13 protein-coding genes are annotated in these 15,246 nt (G+C 44.2%); 8 read left to right on the top strand and 5 right to left on the bottom strand.

The genetic code is table 11. The annotated features are described in order from the left end of the window. Window positions 1-192 precede the first annotated feature (192 nt). The gene (locus L884_RS0121285) at window positions 193-786 is read left to right on the top strand and encodes a tRNA-uridine aminocarboxypropyltransferase (protein WP_028769381.1); all 594 of its coding nucleotides are present in this window, start codon (window positions 193-195) and stop codon (window positions 784-786) included. Window positions 787-1,014: 228 nt separating this feature from the next. Here the strand turns inward: L884_RS0121285 and L884_RS22530 are convergent, their stop codons facing one another. Further along, complete coding sequence (locus tag L884_RS22530; protein ID WP_051435721.1) at window positions 1,015-3,144, bottom strand: sensor domain-containing protein; 2,130 nt, start codon at window positions 3,142-3,144, stop codon at window positions 1,015-1,017. 296 nt (window positions 3,145-3,440) lie between these two features. Here L884_RS22530 and L884_RS0121275 point away from each other — a divergent pair, with 296 nt between their 5' ends. The 3 genes from L884_RS0121275 to L884_RS0121265 all read left to right on the top strand — a co-directional run bounded on the left by L884_RS0121275 (window position 3,441) and on the right by L884_RS0121265 (window position 5,503). Further along, window positions 3,441-3,791 (top strand): hypothetical protein, encoded by a 351-nt coding sequence (locus L884_RS0121275; RefSeq protein ID WP_245603178.1) that lies wholly within the window; start codon window positions 3,441-3,443, stop codon window positions 3,789-3,791. A gap of 37 nt (window positions 3,792-3,828) precedes the next feature. Further along, the gene (locus L884_RS0121270) at window positions 3,829-4,464 is read left to right on the top strand and encodes a class I SAM-dependent methyltransferase (protein WP_028769379.1); all 636 of its coding nucleotides are present in this window, start codon (window positions 3,829-3,831) and stop codon (window positions 4,462-4,464) included. Window positions 4,465-4,540: 76 nt separating this feature from the next. Beyond that, window positions 4,541-5,503 (top strand): hypothetical protein, encoded by a 963-nt coding sequence (locus tag L884_RS0121265; protein WP_028769378.1) that lies wholly within the window; start codon window positions 4,541-4,543, stop codon window positions 5,501-5,503. Window positions 5,504-5,532: 29 nt separating this feature from the next. On the opposite strand, the gene L884_RS0121260 is transcribed toward L884_RS0121265, so the two are convergent. Further along, window positions 5,533-6,210 (bottom strand): flagellar brake domain-containing protein, encoded by a 678-nt coding sequence (locus L884_RS0121260; protein WP_028769377.1) that lies wholly within the window; start codon window positions 6,208-6,210, stop codon window positions 5,533-5,535. A 267-nt stretch (window positions 6,211-6,477) separates the two neighbouring features. Here L884_RS0121260 and L884_RS0121255 point away from each other — a divergent pair, with 267 nt between their 5' ends. From L884_RS0121255 to L884_RS23145, 3 genes are all read left to right on the top strand, one after another. After that, a complete protein-coding gene (locus L884_RS0121255; protein ID WP_028769376.1) occupies window positions 6,478-7,809 on the top strand; it encodes a M16 family metallopeptidase in 1,332 nt (443 codons plus the stop codon). Further along, on the top strand, window positions 7,806-9,266 hold the full coding sequence (locus L884_RS0121250; RefSeq protein WP_028769375.1) for a M16 family metallopeptidase: 1,461 nt from the start codon (window positions 7,806-7,808) through the stop codon (window positions 9,264-9,266). The genes L884_RS0121255 and L884_RS0121250 overlap by 4 nt, the downstream gene beginning before the upstream one ends. Window positions 9,267-9,336: 70 nt before the next feature. Further along, window positions 9,337-9,492 carry a hypothetical protein gene (locus L884_RS23145; protein WP_169731798.1) on the top strand — a complete coding sequence of 52 codons (156 nt, stop codon included), beginning with the start codon at window positions 9,337-9,339 and terminating at the stop codon, window positions 9,490-9,492. Here L884_RS23145 and trmL read toward each other — a convergent pair. Beyond that, a complete protein-coding gene (gene trmL, locus L884_RS0121240) occupies window positions 9,489-9,950 on the bottom strand; it encodes a tRNA (uridine(34)/cytosine(34)/5-carboxymethylaminomethyluridine(34)-2'-O)-methyltransferase TrmL (protein WP_028769374.1) in 462 nt (153 codons plus the stop codon). The two genes, L884_RS23145 and trmL, sit on opposite strands and share 4 nt — an antisense overlap. Window positions 9,951-10,158: 208 nt before the next feature. On the opposite strand from trmL, the gene L884_RS0121235 reads away from it, so the two are divergent. After that, complete coding sequence (locus tag L884_RS0121235; RefSeq protein ID WP_028769373.1) at window positions 10,159-11,097, top strand: LysR family transcriptional regulator; 939 nt, start codon at window positions 10,159-10,161, stop codon at window positions 11,095-11,097. 1,573 nt (window positions 11,098-12,670) lie between these two features. On the opposite strand, the gene L884_RS0121225 is transcribed toward L884_RS0121235, so the two are convergent. Both L884_RS0121225 and L884_RS0121220 read right to left on the bottom strand, forming a co-directional pair. Next, entirely contained in the window at window positions 12,671-13,549 is an 879-nt protein-coding gene (locus L884_RS0121225) for a YjjW family glycine radical enzyme activase (protein ID WP_028769372.1), read from the bottom strand. A 15-nt stretch (window positions 13,550-13,564) separates the two neighbouring features. After that, the gene (locus tag L884_RS0121220) at window positions 13,565-15,118 is read right to left on the bottom strand and encodes a YjjI family glycine radical enzyme (RefSeq protein ID WP_028769371.1); all 1,554 of its coding nucleotides are present in this window, start codon (window positions 15,116-15,118) and stop codon (window positions 13,565-13,567) included. Between the last annotated feature and the right edge of the window lie 128 nt (window positions 15,119-15,246).

Below are 15,246 nucleotides of genomic sequence, written 5' to 3'. Positions count from 1 at the left end.
CCTGTTAGTAGGTTAATCGTTACAGTAATCACTAAATCAATTCCATTGATTTTGTTTTTAAATTAACAGCTTGCTGTAGAGCTTGGTAAACTACACTAGTTGTTGCGTTTATGTAAACAATATCTCTCGTATAATTTTTAATACGACTCAGCTAAACTTTGCGGGTGATTACTTTCCATTTTCAGAGGTTTTGTGTCTCGTCCTAATTGCCCAAGTTGCCACTATCCACATAATGCGTGTCTTTGCGCCAGTATTAACCCGATGCAGATCAAGCCTAAACTGATCATTTTGCAAGATCCCAGTGAAGTCGGTCATGCCAAAAACAGTGTGCGTTTATTAGAGCTAGTGATCAAAGACACACAAGTCGTTGTAGGGCAAAGTGCTGATGACTTTGCTGAACTGCGGGCGCAATTAGCGCAAGCTAAGCAAGCTATCTATTTAGTTTATCCATCTGATAGCAGTGTTTCAGCTAACCAGACGCAAGTGGAGCAAGATGCGATATTGCTTTTTCTTGATGGTACTTGGCGTAAAGCCTATAAGTTGCTGCAGCTTAATCCTTGGTTGCAAGCTTATCCTGCGCTGCATTTAGATTTGGATAACGCTTCTAATTATACAATTCGTAAAGCCAGTCGTAGTGACAGTTTATCTACGTTAGAGGCCGCTGCGATGATGCTTAAAGCTATTGATGATAAGCAGGATGTTGCCCCTTTGACTAATGCTTTACATGCCATGGTTGAGCAGAGATTAGCTTCAATGCCACCAGAGGTTAGGGCGCGATATCGTTAGGCTAAATGTGCTTTGCGAGTATGACGAGCTTAGATATGTGGTTTTGTGATTTAGACCAGCTATTACTGAAAGAAATCTCGTTGTAATCACGCTAATTTTTCTACAAATGCGTTCTAATGTATTCGTCGTCAATTGGCGATAGAGTGGCTGCGCCGAGCACTAGCTTTTGCAGGGAGCGACACTGAATAACCTTTATTCGGCGTGCTTGGCGCAGCTGCTTTGATATAATTAATAAATTGACTCAAGTTTGGCTTCGCAATAGTTTGCGTGGCTAAGCACTTCAGTTGCAAAACGCTGTGCTGAGGTAGGCTTGCCAAAATAAAAACCTTGGCCTTTTCCTTTGCCCATAGATAGCAGTGTGTCTCTTTGGTGTTGGTTTTCAATACCTTCAACAATAAAATCAATTTTAAGGGTTTGCGCCAATTGGATCATAGCTTGGCATAGGCTTTTTCCTTGCAGGCTATCAAACTGTTGCACAAAACCTCGATCAATTTTAAGGGTATCAATTGGCAGGCTAGCGAGCTTGCTCAAAGATGATAGCTCTGAACCAAAATCATCAATAGCGATATTGATCCCCATGGTTTTTAGTTGACCAAGTACTTTACTTATCAATGCCGGTCGTCTGATTAATGCGCTTTCGGTGATCTCGATAATCAAGGCTTCAGCAGCTAGACCTGTACGTTCAAGGGTATCTTGTACCATGTGAATAAAGTCAGGATGCTCGAGTTGTGAACCCGAAATATTGACACTGATCTTGAGTTGAGGGTTACATGACTTATGCCACTCAACCATTTGCATACAGGCTTGTTCCAATGCCCATTGGCCCACGCTGATCATTGAGTCAGTTTCTTCAAGTAGCGGTAAAAAATTATGGGCTTCAAGCATTTCGCCATTGCTACGTTGCCAACGCAGTAGCGCTTCAACACCTACAGTTTGATTAGACTCAAGCTCCACCACACTTTGATACACCAAGCTAAACTGCCTTAGGCTTTGAGCATGGCGTAAGTCGTTAAGCATATGCAGTTTCTTTTCTGCTGCTTGGCGAATTTTGGCGTTATAAAAACGAATATGACTAGGGCTATTTTTTGCCGAATACATTGCCGTATCCGCCATACTTAATAGTTGGTTTGGCTCATCGCTTTGTTGCGGAAACAGGGAAATACCGATACTGGTGCCGAGATAAAACTTCTGGCCATTAATCTCGAACGGTGCTTCAAATAGTGATAGTACTAATTCAGAAAAAGCTTCAATTTCTTGTTTATTTTGGCAACGAGGTAGCACCAAAGTGAACTCATCGCCGCCAAGACGGGCTATTTCAGCATTTTCAATGCAACACGTTTCTAAGCGAGCTGCAACTAATTGTAATACCTTGTCACCGGTGGCATGGCCAAAACTATCGTTAATGTTTTTAAAGCCGTTAAGGTCTAAAAACATCAATGCCCCCATCAATTCAGGAGAGTGCTTAATGTTAGCAATGGCGCCATTGAGAATTTTTATTAGGTTAAATCGATTCGGTAGCCCAGTTAACTTGTCGTACATAGCTTGCTGAGTCAGCTTAGCTTCGAGTGCTTTTTTCTCGCTTATGTCGCTAAATAAATTGACGTAAAACACCTGTTCATCAGCATAGATCCGTCGGCAGCTTTGCCATGCTGGAAAAGTGGAACCATCGGAGCGGGCTTTCCATACTTCACCTTGCCAGCTTCGTCTGTAGGTAGAAGGAGAGCGGGAGTTATTCAGCTCAAGCTTTATATCAGCTGGTGTTTTGCCAAGTAAATTATCAGCGCTATAACCACAAATGCGGCACATTGCCTTGTTAACCGCCAAAATACGAAAGTTTTCGTCGGTGATGTAAACTGCTTCCGCGCTATCTTCAAGGGTAATTGACATTAGCTCTTTAGGTAAGGTCTCAAAACCATTACCAATGCTGACTCTGTTGCGTTTACGTCTATCCATAGGCTGGAAAGAAACGAGCAACACAGGTTCATCATCTAATTGAGCAGGGTATAACGACAGTACAGTAGGCAGCTCTTTACCTTGTTGACTCATGTGTAACCAGCTAAATGAGATAGGCTCACCCTTGATGGCTTTTTTTAGCATTTGTTGACCGTACTCAACACTACTTTTGCCTGATGATTGAATGCGAGGTGAAAAATCAAACGGAGTAGCATGTAGGAAGTTTTGCTCTTGGCTCTCAAAATAGTTCAGTGCAGAGGAGTTAGCCGCAACAAAGTGCTGACCTTGAATAATGGCTAGTGCAGTGGTGTCTGCTGAATTTTGCCAAAGCTTGAGTTGCTCAACTAATGTGGGGTCCGTAGCGGTAACACGGGAGTACAATTTGGACCACATTAATACGCTCATACTCGGTTCCCTTTTGGCATGACATTGTTCAAGGTCAAATGCTGTAGACGGTAAAAATTATTTATTCTGATGTAATTTCAGGTACTCAGTGTCAAAAATACAGTTATTTGACGCTTTGTACAATTAAGATGTAACAAAATTGAATCTAGGAAACATTTACGCTAAAAAAAGTGATAGTTTTCGCAATCTTAACAGAAGTTAATATTGTTGGGGTTCATGGTTCAACTATTGAGCTGCAAGTGAATTTGTTAGAATACCGCTTGGGCAAGTTGCTTATAAAAAGGATTGAAGCTGCTATGACAACATTTGGACGAATGGTTCGACTGATCTTTGTAATAACATTAGCTTGTTATGGGGTTGCGAATGCGAGTGAACCTGAACGAGTTAGCGCTAATTCGGTAGTAAAGCAGGCGGATGATATCAAACATAAAGTTGAGCAAGAGCAATTACAAAAAGCGCGTGATGCAACAAAGCAAACCCAAGTCCGTGAGCAAAAAGTGCTAAAACGTCAAGAGTCGGCAGAGTGGCAAACCGAGCAAAGGTTGAAAGCTCAACAGCAATTTAAGCAGCGTGAATCACGCGAGCAAAAATATTTACGCGAAGCCCGAGAAGCCGCGTCAAAAGATCGTAAAATCCCTACACCGTAAATTAAGATTTTATTTTTAGCTATTTCAGGAAGCCCCTTTGAGTAATTGTCCGTTGTGCCAACAGCCTAAGCTGCAACTTTTTCATCAAGACAAATTTCGTCAATATATGCGCTGTGAAAACTGCGCTTTAGTGAGTGTACCAAATGAGTTTTTGCTCAGCGCAGCTGCTGAAAAAGCGATTTATGATCAGCATGAGAATGATGCCAATGACTTAGGTTATCGCAAGTTCTTGTCGCGGGCGTTAGATCCTGTACTTGCACGGATCGATAGCAATGCTAAAGGTTTAGATTTTGGTTGTGGCCCGGGGCCAACCATTAGCGTAATGGCTGCTGAGCAAGGTATTGCGATGAGCAATTACGACCTGTATTACTTTAATCAGCCGCAACTGCTGGCTAAGCAGTATGACTTTGTCACAATGACAGAAGTGATTGAGCATGTGGCGGATGCTAAAGCGCTGTTAGCAAAGCTCGACAGCCTGCTAAAGCCGGGAGCGTTACTGTTGATCATGACTAAACGTGTCACAGATGTGGTGGCATTTAGCCGATGGCATTACAAGAATGATTTAACCCATATCAATTTTTATGCGACGGAGACATTTGAGTGGATCGCCGAACACTATGGCTGGGAGCTCGAAGTATTGGGTAATGATGTTGTGTTATTTACTAAGTGCTAAAACTATTTAGCGCTGTCGCCGTATAACCTTAGCTTGCTATAGTCAGTAGCAAGATATGAACAAAGGAATGAGCAGTATGAAGGCAAGAGGATCAGTACTTATCTACGGCATGTTGTTGTGCTTGAGTATTTCTGTATCAACCAGTGCGTGGGCAGCAGAGGCTATCTCGTTTTTAACTAAGACAGAAGCGGCTGCAGTGTTAACCCAAGAGGATGAGTTTGTACGCGGTATTAGCTCTTTTGATATGGCGTCGCGGATGAAGCGTGCAGATCTACCAAGCAAAAGCGAATATTTAGCCTTTGTAGCAACGCAAACCTTAGATTGGACAGATGCTGACAAAGCAGCGGTTAATCAAGCTTATTTGCAGATCTTGCCACAGTTAACGGCATTAAAAGTTGAGCTACCTAAGCCCATTGAGCTAATCAAAACCACAGGTTTAGAGGAGGGCGGCGCAGCTTATACTCGCGGCCAAGCGATTATTTTACAGCAAAAGCAGCTAAACAATGCCAAGGGCTTACCGGGGTTAATCGCCCATGAGTTACTGCATATATATTCTCGGCATAATCCTGAGATTAAGCAAAAATTATATCAAGCGATAGGCTTTTATCCGCTGGGAGAAATCAGTTTCCCAACTGCGCTAGGCTCACAAAAAATTACCAACCCTGATGCACCAATTAATGACTTTGGCATCAGAGTCAATTACCAAGGTAAGGCAGTTTGGACAGTGCCTATTCTGTATTCAGAAGCGCAATATAACCTAGAAAAAGGCGGTGAGTTTTTCGATTATCTAGAGTTTAAGTTTGTGATCGTTGGCGACTCAGAGCAGGCTAGCACGAATATCTACGATGCTGATAAGCCGCAAATTGTTAAAGTGTCAGAGCTGAAGGGCTTCTTTAAGCAAATTGGCCGTAACACTAACTATATTATTCACCCAGAAGAGATCATTGCTGAGAACTTCTCATTTTTAATGACCGGTGAAACCGAGCTGAAATCGCCCCATATACTGCATAAAATTGAGCAGGTGTTTCTTAGTCAATAAAACAGCCACTATAAATGAGTGGCCGTTTGCTATTTGGTTGTGCTAGTTAAATGCTGTAATACAATTTTTTGGATTAGCTCAGTGTTCATCTGTTCATCGTCTCCCAGCACAAAACCATATTGAGCTAAACCCGATTGTGGTTCGAGTTCTTGTTGGTTTTTCAAGGTGACAGCAATACTGAGCATTTCCTCTTCTAGTGCGATATTGAGCTGAAACTGACTATCAATAATCAAATCACTTCTGGCTGCTGCGACAAATGCGCCGCCTTTAATCGAGATATCTTTTAGGTGGCCGCTGGCTATAGATTCGTTTGAGTCGACAGCGGTGAGATTAGCCTCTATATGAATGGGCACGCGTGAGTGTTGTCTTAGTGCAACAGTTTGCAGTTCACGAGGGTAGGTTACTATCAGCCAGCGTCCTGTAGTACTCAAAACTTGCTGAATGGAACTTCTAAAGGCCAAGATGTTGGCATCTTGTTCATCGCTATTTACCACCCGAATAATCACAGTTTGTCGTTCTCTGATAAATGCACTGGCATTCTGCCAAGATTTATCATGTCCGACAGATAAAATCACTGCACGACCGGGATCGATACCGATTAAGCGGCTGCGTAGCCGTATGGTTTGGGTTGGCGTAAGTAGCTGCAAGTGAACTTCGGTATTGCAGCTAAGCGAGTCTAATGTTTTGAAGTCCTCTTCTGTTGGCATAAAGCGGCCTAACTTTCGGTGAATTAGGGTTCGAAACTAGCATAAAGCTGCGCTTAATTAAAATTCATTTAGCGATTTGTTACGGCATGTTTACCTTAAGTTACAAATATTTGTGCTGTTAATTTGATTTTCGACCTGATTTGCTTTTTGATGGACGCTGATTTCATAGTGAGATCTCACTAACGATAGATGTCGCACTAGCTTGTTATCGAGTTTTGCACCATGCAAAAGTTGATAACTAGCTAGTGCTCAAACAAGGAGCGAATAATGAAGCGCTATACCAAGGCATTGCTGATGTCGCTTGGCTTGCTAATGGCAACGCCGATGGCTCACGCCACTAAAGCTGAAGATATTCAAAGTTTTACTTTAGATAACGGCATGAAAATTATGGTGTTAGAAGACAGTTCTATCCCCAATGCCAATATGTACTTATTTTGGAAAGTCGGCTCACGCAACGAGGTTCCAGGGATCACCGGGATTTCGCATTTTTTTGAGCATATGATGTTTAATGGCGCTAAGAAATACGGCCCAAAAATGTTTGATCGCACCATGGAAGCTGCTGGCGGCGCTAACAATGCTTACACCACAGAAAATTTAACGGTTTATACCGATTGGTTCCCCGCCAATGCGATTGAAACCATCTTTGATCTTGAAGCGGACCGCATTGAAAACCTAGATATTAATGAACAGATGGTTGAAAGCGAGCGTGGTGTTGTAGCCTCAGAGCGTTTAACTGGATTGGAAAATTCAAACTGGCGGGTGATCCAAGAGGAGCTTAAAGGCGCAGCCTTTAGAGCGCATCCTTACAGTTGGTCGGTGATTGGTCATGAATCAGATATTGCCGCTTGGACCTTAGAAGACTTAACCCAATACCATAAAACTTACTATGCGCCCAATAATGCTGTTGTCGTGATAGCGGGTGATGTAAAGCTGGCAGAAGTAAAAAAGTTAGCTGATAAGTACTTTGCGCCAATTCCTGCGCAAGCGCCACCAAGAGAGGTTAAAACCGTTGAGCCGCTGCAAAAAGGTGAGCGCCGCGTATTTGTGCAAAAAGCCTCGGTGAGCACGCCAAATGTGATGTTGGGTTATCACGTACCAGCAACCTCTAACAGTGACTATTACGCACTGGATCTGTTGTCATCAATCCTCACCACGGGTAATAGCTCGCGCATGTATCAAGGGCTGGTCGACAAGCAAGTGGCAATTCAAGTGGATACCTACATGCCAATGTCGTTTGATCCGAACCTGTTTTACGTTATGGGCGTAGCTAATCCTGGAGTGACGGCAGCAGAGTTAGAAGGAGCAATGCTTGCCGAAATTAAGCGAATCGCCGAAGAGGGCGTGACTGAGACAGAGCTTGAAAAAGTCAAAAACATCAAGCTAATGGGCTTTTATCGCACCATGGAAACCATCAATGGTAAAGCCAATACTATTGGTACATACGAGCTGTTTTTTGGCAGTTACGACAAGTTGTTTAATGCGCCAGAGCAATATAACAAGGTCACACCTGCGGATATTCAGCGCGTAGCACAAACTTATCTAAAACGTTCAAATCGTACCGTTGCAGTGCTGGCTGCAGAAGAGGAGGCTGACCAATGAAAACATTTGATTCATCTAAAGGTGGGCTGACATTACTGCACCCTAAACAGTTACTAACCGCGGTGGCTATAGCTGGCGCATTAACGCTTGCTGGTTGTGCAACAACACCTGTCGCAACAACTGTTGATACCGGTAGCTTCAGTGTGCCGGCCTACCAGCAAGTCACGCTGGCAAATGGTTTAACTGTGTATTTAATGCCGCAGCGTGAAGTGCCGTTAATTACGGTGAATGCGACAGTGCGAGCGGGGGCGGTCAACGACACCACATCGGGCGTGGCAGAGCTAACTGCGGCGGGGCTTATGCTAGGTGCTGGCGGTAAGACTAAGTTGGAAATCGAACAAGAGGTCGATTTTTTAGGGGCGAGTTTAAACAGTGGTGCAGGTAAAGAAGGCAGCTATATAAGTAGTGATTTTATGGCTAAAGATAGCGATAAAATGCTACCACTGATTAAAGATATTTTAGTGGCACCAGACTTTGATGCGAGTGAATTCGATAAGCTGCGTCAACGAGAAATCGCTGGATTATCACAAGCGAAAGAGAGCCCGCGGGCGGTAATTAATCGCTACTATGATAAATTGGTATTTGGTGAGCATCCGTATGGCAATGCCACTTCAGGTAACCGTGACTCGTTATCTGAGCTAACAGTGAATCAATTACGCGCATTTCATAAGAGTTTTTACCAGCCATCAAATACGGCCATCAGTGTAGTGGGTGACTTTGATCCTGCCGAAATGCAGGCTAAGTTAGCAAGTTTGTTTGCTGACTGGCAAGACACTGAACCTGCAGCACTCATCGACCTGTCAACAGGCTTACCAACACTAGATGAAGCTGATGTATTGCTCGTAGATAAGCCTGATGCCATTGAAACCACGTTTTTAATTGGCGGCATGGGGATTAGCCGTGACAACCCTGATTTTGTCGGCCTTAGCGTGATTAATACAGTGTTAGGAGGCCGTTTTACCTCATGGCTTAATGACGAGCTACGTGTTAATGCTGGCCTAACCTATGGCGCGCGTTCAGGCTTTAGTGCTTATTCGGCGTCAGGTACCTTCAAAATCAGTACTTTTACTCAAACGGCTACCACTAAAGAGACCATCGACTTAGCCTTAAAAACCTATGCCAGACTGTGGGAGAAAGGCTTAGATCAAGCGACCCTTGATTCAGCCAAAGCCTATGTAAAAGGTCAGTTCCCACCTAAGTATGAAACCAGTGGTCAGCTCGCGGGTTTAATGTCTGATATGTACTTATATGGCTTTGACGATGCCTTTATTAATGAGTTTCAAGCTAAGGTTGACGGCTTAACGTTAGCAGAGTCTAAACGTTTGATTGACACTTACTTCCCGCAGAAAAACCTGCAGTTTGTGATTATTGGTAATGCAGCGAAAATTGCACCAATTGCCAAAGAGCACGGCAAGGTAAAACAAGTCAATATGACTGATGTTGGTTTTGGTGGTTAACACTGAAATATAGTGATTACCCACAGCAAAAAGCCGCGATTATCGCGGCTTTTTTGTGTCTGGAACACTTATGCCAAAAGCCCATGGACGGATAGCTTTTGGCGTTGTGTCTGGAACACTTATGCCAAAAGCCCATGGACGGATAGCTTTTGGCGTTGTGTCTGGAACACTTATGCCAAAAGCCCATGGATGGATAGCTTTTGGCGTTGTGTTTGCAACGCTTTAAATACCAGCGTAATCGAGCTGGCGCCAAGCCTCATAGCTAATAATGGCTACCGCATTCGATAGGTTCAGGCTGCGGCTGGTGGACATCATAGGAATACGCAGACGCTGCTCGGTTGGAATTGAATCAATAATGTCAGCAGGCAAACCACGACTTTCAGGGCCAAATAGCAGAACATCGTCTTGCTTAAAGGTTAGCTCTGAGTGTGGGCGGCTACCTTTAGTTGTACAAGCCATAATGCGTTTACCCGCCATAGCTTCAAGAAATGCCTCGAAGTTTTTGTGGTGGGTGACATTGGCTAAATCGGCATAGTCTAAACCGGCGCGGCGTAACTTTTTATCTTCTAAATCAAAGCCTAGTGGCTCAATAAGATGTAGATGACAGCCATTGTTGGCAATTAAACGGATAATATTACCGGTATTTGGAGCGATTTCCGGTTCGTAAAGCGCGATATGAAACATGCTAGCCTACCTAAAAATTGGTGAGCCGAGATTATACGGTAAAAACGCCAATGCGGAAAATAGCGCGGGGTTGTCAGCTACCTTAAGATATTAGCCGTTGTGTCAGTAAGGCGTGAAGCGTCTCGTGATTATGGAGTTTGCTAATATACCGCATCGATAATTAGGTCTATATTGCAGTTAATCGATACACACTGTTATTAGGCCATTTATGGATCTCGTCAAGCTCTCTCGGATCAGCATGAAACACTTGATCACCTTGCATGTAATGCTCGATACCCTGAGTGTTACAGCCAGTGCAGAGCGTTTATGTTTAAGCCCTTCATCGGTGAGCAAAACCTTAAGCCAGCTAAGGCTTAGTTTAGACGACGAGCTATTTTATCGTCATGGAAACAGGCTAGTTGCCACGCCAATGGCGCGTAGACTTGGTCCAAGTGTGCATCAGATCATTAACGATATGAACCAGTTGGTCACTCAAGAAGCGTTTAATCCCGCGCAATATGAAGGGCGTTTTTCGTTAGCGATGCGTGAAAGTACCTTTGAGCTATTAGCTGCAAAATTTTGTGCTCATGTGTTTAATCAAGCGCCCAATATTCGCTTAGATATCGTGGCAAAAGACAGTGTCGGTTTTGAGGGGCTAATTAAAGGTAATTTAGACTTTATAGTGTTACCCCATGACAGAAGTCAGCCACCGATTTTACGCCATGAATTGGTGTGGCAGACCATTATTAACGATGAGATGGTGTGCTTGATGCATCCGGCGCATCCGTTAGTTAATAAAGCGCAGCTAACTATGCATGATTATCTTAGCTACAGTCATATAGGCATTAGCGATACCGACTTAAACACGCCGTTTTTTGAACTGCAACTTGCGCAGCAGCAATTAAACCGTGCGGTGCCGATTTCTGTAGCTGACTTTGGTAGTGCGGCGCTCTTGTGTCACCATAGCGAATTACTATTTACCTGTTCTCGGCGTTGGGCGGAAGGCGCTTTGCAGGCTCAAGGCTTAGTGGTGAAGCCTTTACCGCTGGATTACGGTGAGGTGGCTTATAGCTTGGTGTGGCACAAACAAAGTATTAATGATCCTGCGCATCGATGGCTGTACGAACAACTACTTGAGTTTACTCAAGCTGAGTTTAAATCAGTTTAGTTTGGTTGCTAATTTTACTGTGATAGCTGCAATGTTAGCTGATGCAATATTAGTGGATTATGTTGTATTGGTTTGCTCTGGTATTCAACATCAGGATTATTCGTTTTAGAGCGAATGTTAATCAATATTTAAATCTGTAAAATAAAAGTGTTGACGTGCGTCACATTTTTTTGCTAGTTTGAACTCAGCGGTTTAGGTCGGAGTGTTCAACGATATAACGAGGACTCAATCGACTGGGAGTTCGACATTAGCTAGCTCCGCTGGCTGGGCCGGATTCGACAGAGCTGAGGCATTGCTATTAGAAGCTTCGACCGGACTACTTTTCAATCCGACTCTTGCGTACATTATCGGATACCCATTAAGTTACTTACGAGTAACTTTGAAAGTCTAAGTAGTTGAGTTTTATCTTAGGCAGTAAAACAAAAAAGCATCCCATTGGGATGCTTTTTTTTGCTTTGCAGTTTGGGTTGATGGTTAGACTCTGTCTAACCATTCATATTGTGGCTTTGCCACTTATCAGGCTGCGCCTGAACTTGAGTAATCAAACTTCGTTTGATAAAGGTCGTGAGCTTCCTGCTCACACTCGGCCAAGAGGGGATCAACAGCAATCCCCTCTTGGATCTCCCCTGCCGCCCCCGACGAAGTTGTTGATCCTCAGTCATTTTCGAAAATCGCTATCGCCTCAGAATCGCCATCCATGGCTCTACTAAGGCTACCTCGTCATCCATGACTCGCTCACGCGATTTATCTTCAATGACCTCGGTAACTCCGATGGGGAATCGGTGTTCCCTGTGAGTCTTATGCGAATCTAAGTCTTTTGCTCTTTGTTGAGAACGCAATAGGTGAAACTTTTCTGCTTTTCTAACCCAGTGTAGATGCGGCTTAGGCCTTCGAAAACATGGATGTTTTCGCAGAGCGGTCAGGGATGACGTAAAGCGTGCCTAAGAAGTATCTACACATACGCCGGCTGCAAGCCATTGGAACCACCAATGTTGGAAGTTAGTTTGAAGATTCAAATAACGAACAACCCAAAGGTTCAGCGCTTTAGATTTTTGCCACTCAAAAAATACGCCATAAGCTAAAAGTTACGCTGTTCCAACCTAGTGTAGATGCGGCCGTGACCGTCCATGACATGGACGTCATGGCCGAGCTTCCATGGATGGACTAGTAGCGTGTCACGGCAGCGTCTACACATACGCCGGCTGCAGGCCATTGGAACCACCAATGCTGGAAGTTGGTTTGAAGATTCAAGTGATGAAGAATCTAAAGGTTCACTGCTGTAGATTCTACCTAGCGTTAACGCGTTGGCTAGAACCGCGTATCAAAACGCTGGCTGCAAGCCATTGGAACCACCAATGCTGGAAGTTGGTTTGATGCTTCAAAAGAAACTGAGCAATGCAAGGTTCTATCTTTGATTGCCCTAATGCGTTGGCTAGAACCGCGTATCAAAACGCCGGCTGCAAGCCATTGGAACCACTGATGTTGGAAGATACAGCAAATACTACCTATGAACACGCAACCCAAAGGTTCAGCGCTTGAACCTAAAGCGCCTACACTCGGCGGGCAAGAACGCCTACAAATAAACATTGGGTAATATAAGATTAGCCACACCACGTTCAGTTAGCCGTGCTGCTAACGTTTGCATCTGCTGTTCAGTGCAAGACTCCCAAAGACGGGCTTCTCCGGTGACTCCATGTTGCTGAAACGCATTAAGCTTGACTCTAACACTGGCTGGTAGCTGTTTTAAGTAAGCCGCCACTGCATCGATTTCGCTATCAAAATCACTCACTCCAGGGATATGCAATAAGCGGATCTCATACAGCTTATCTTGCTCTGCCAATAACTTTAGACTGGCAAATACCCTGTGGTTATCGCGGTTAGTGATGTAACGGTGCGTTTGCTGTTGCCATGACTTTAAATCAATCATGGCGCCATCTAAGTAAGGCATCACTTGCTGCCAAGCGTTTGTGGCTAAGTAGCCGTTGCTGTCAATCATACAGCTTAAATGGCTTAAATCGTCGCTGCTTTTTATGGCTTGAAATAGTTCAATAATAAACGGCAGTTGCAGCGTTGCTTCGCCGCCGCTAACCGTTATACCGTTGATAAAAAACACTTGCTTGCGAATAAGTGCTAGCACTTGCGGCACGCTGTATTGGCGAGTCTTAGGGCTAGATTGCTTAGGGCAGATGGATAAACAGGTATCGCATTGAGTACAGAGTTCACTGTGCCACTCAACTTTAGGTTTCCCCTGAGCATTGTGAGTCAGTGACAACGCGTTTGCTGGGCAGCTAGCCACACAATCACCACAACTGTCACACATATCTATGGTGTAAGGGTTGTGGCAGTTTTTACAGTTAAAGTTACACCCTTGCATAAAGATCACTAAGCGACTGCCGGGACCATCAACACAAGAGAAGTTAATGATGTTGTTAACTGTGGCTACTCTGCCCATCAATATTACCTAGGATTACTTGCTATGCGCTGGCGTTAGTTCGTGGGCGACCACTCTTGGTTGACGCGCTAAAATATTGGTATTTTGCGCGGCATCGGCACCTAAGCTGGTGGTGTTAGTACGCGAGCCTTGCTCTTTATAGCGAGCAATATCCGACAATTTGACCATATAACCGGTTACTCGAACTAAATCGTTAGTCGCGACGTTAGCACTAAATTCGCGGAAACCTAGCTTGAGTGCGCCCTTACATAGCTGCATCATGGCTTGTGGATTGGCCTTAACGGTCTCATCGATAGTCAGAATATCGCTAATGCCAGAGGTGTAATATTGGTGATGCTCGGCCAATGCTTGAATATGAGTAATTGGATTGGGTTCGGTACCGTAAGGAATACGCACGCCTGGGGTCACATCCCTATCTGTATTCATGCCACCTTGTGAGTGCAATAGTGCGCGGCCGTTATACCCGAATTTTACTGGTGTCGATTTAACGATGGCATCGAGTGCTTTAGAGATTTGATGTCCGAGTTCGTTGGCAGCAGCATTATGCCCATAATGGTTACTTGGTTTATCTAAGCTGTCTTCGTTAAAGTCTGGTGTGCCTTGTAAAATATTAACGGCTTCAGCCATGCCGTAGATACCAAACATAGGTGCAAAGCGTGACTCTTCGATAAGGCCTTCTTGCACTAAAAAGCTATTAAAGAAGTTTGATTCTTGGTGTAAGAATGTGGCGCGAGCATCGATTAATTCAAAAGTCAGCTGGCAATAGTGTGGCAATACATTGGTAAAAAAGTCACCTATGCTGCTGGCTTGTAGCGCCACTTCTTTTAAATTCAGGCGGACTAAAGTGTTAGCGCCACCGGCTAACGGCAGTGAGTTATAACAGCTGACAATACCAAAACCTTGCTGATCAAATGTGCTGGCGTGAATAGGGTAGTTGGCGATGTGTGGCTTACTACATTCACAAATATTGCTGGCGGCAATCTGCAGCAGCTCATCTGGAGTGACGGCGGGATCGTACATAAAGGTTAGGTTTGGCGCGATCTGCTTGAGTTCAGCATCGATGCGCAAAATGGTACGGCAAACGATGTTGTCTGTCGGACCGATGTTTACGTGCATAAAGGCATCAGGCAAGGTGCGATCTAACATGATCCAAAACAGCTTAAGCTTACGATAAATCGTGTCGTCATCTAAGCCTTGGCAATAGGGCAATAGCACATCATCAAGCTGGCCTAAGTAAACTGGGATATTGGTGACCGATGGCACGTGATGGTAAATGATAGTCAACGCATTAAGTGCTTCATCAAGATCTTGTGCTGGAGCTAACTCTAAGTATTCAGAGCCGTTTTTCAAGTATTTGGCATAGTCGGGCAACACATAACGTGGCTTAAATGGTGCGTGGCCTTCAAACATGTCGCAAATAGCCCCTTGTGCCATTGCTTGCTTTACTGCAGCAGAGATCGCGACATAAGGTATAGATGCTTCGGCTTCTAAGGCGAGTAAACCAGATTTTTGTTTTGGTGATAATAGAGGGTTACGGCTAATTTCAGCGAATCGCGCTTGCGGTGTCATGGTGCAATATCCACAAAGATGTTTTGCTGAGATTTTACTGCTTAGAGATTGAATTCAGATAGTGAAAAACTGCTAAATAGTGATTTCCAATATGGAAATCGCCAGCGTGAGATCGCAACTTTGTCGAT

Origin of the sequence: Shewanella fidelis ATCC BAA-318 (assembly GCF_000518605.1) — a bacterium.
Taxonomy (GTDB): domain Bacteria; phylum Pseudomonadota; class Gammaproteobacteria; order Enterobacterales; family Shewanellaceae; genus Shewanella; species Shewanella fidelis.
This window is presented reverse-complemented; position numbering and strand designations above follow the sequence as displayed.

Coding starts and splice junctions, on each gene's coding strand:
- L884_RS22530 (WP_051435721.1), bottom strand. CDS start 3,144: ATGAGCGTATTAATGTGGTCCAAATTGTACTCCCGTGTTACCGCTACG.
- L884_RS0121275 (WP_245603178.1), top strand. CDS start 3,441: ATGACAACATTTGGACGAATGGTTCGACTGATCTTTGTAATAACATTA.
- L884_RS0121265 (WP_028769378.1), top strand. CDS start 4,541: ATGAAGGCAAGAGGATCAGTACTTATCTACGGCATGTTGTTGTGCTTG.
- L884_RS0121260 (WP_028769377.1), bottom strand. CDS start 6,210: ATGCCAACAGAAGAGGACTTCAAAACATTAGACTCGCTTAGCTGCAAT.
- L884_RS0121255 (WP_028769376.1), top strand. CDS start 6,478: ATGAAGCGCTATACCAAGGCATTGCTGATGTCGCTTGGCTTGCTAATG.
- L884_RS0121250 (WP_028769375.1), top strand. CDS start 7,806: ATGAAAACATTTGATTCATCTAAAGGTGGGCTGACATTACTGCACCCT.
- L884_RS23145 (WP_169731798.1), top strand. CDS start 9,337: ATGCCAAAAGCCCATGGACGGATAGCTTTTGGCGTTGTGTCTGGAACA.
- trmL (WP_028769374.1), bottom strand. CDS start 9,950: ATGTTTCATATCGCGCTTTACGAACCGGAAATCGCTCCAAATACCGGT.
- L884_RS0121235 (WP_028769373.1), top strand. CDS start 10,159: ATGGATCTCGTCAAGCTCTCTCGGATCAGCATGAAACACTTGATCACC.
- L884_RS0121225 (WP_028769372.1), bottom strand. CDS start 13,549: ATGGGCAGAGTAGCCACAGTTAACAACATCATTAACTTCTCTTGTGTT.
- L884_RS0121220 (WP_028769371.1), bottom strand. CDS start 15,118: ATGACACCGCAAGCGCGATTCGCTGAAATTAGCCGTAACCCTCTATTA.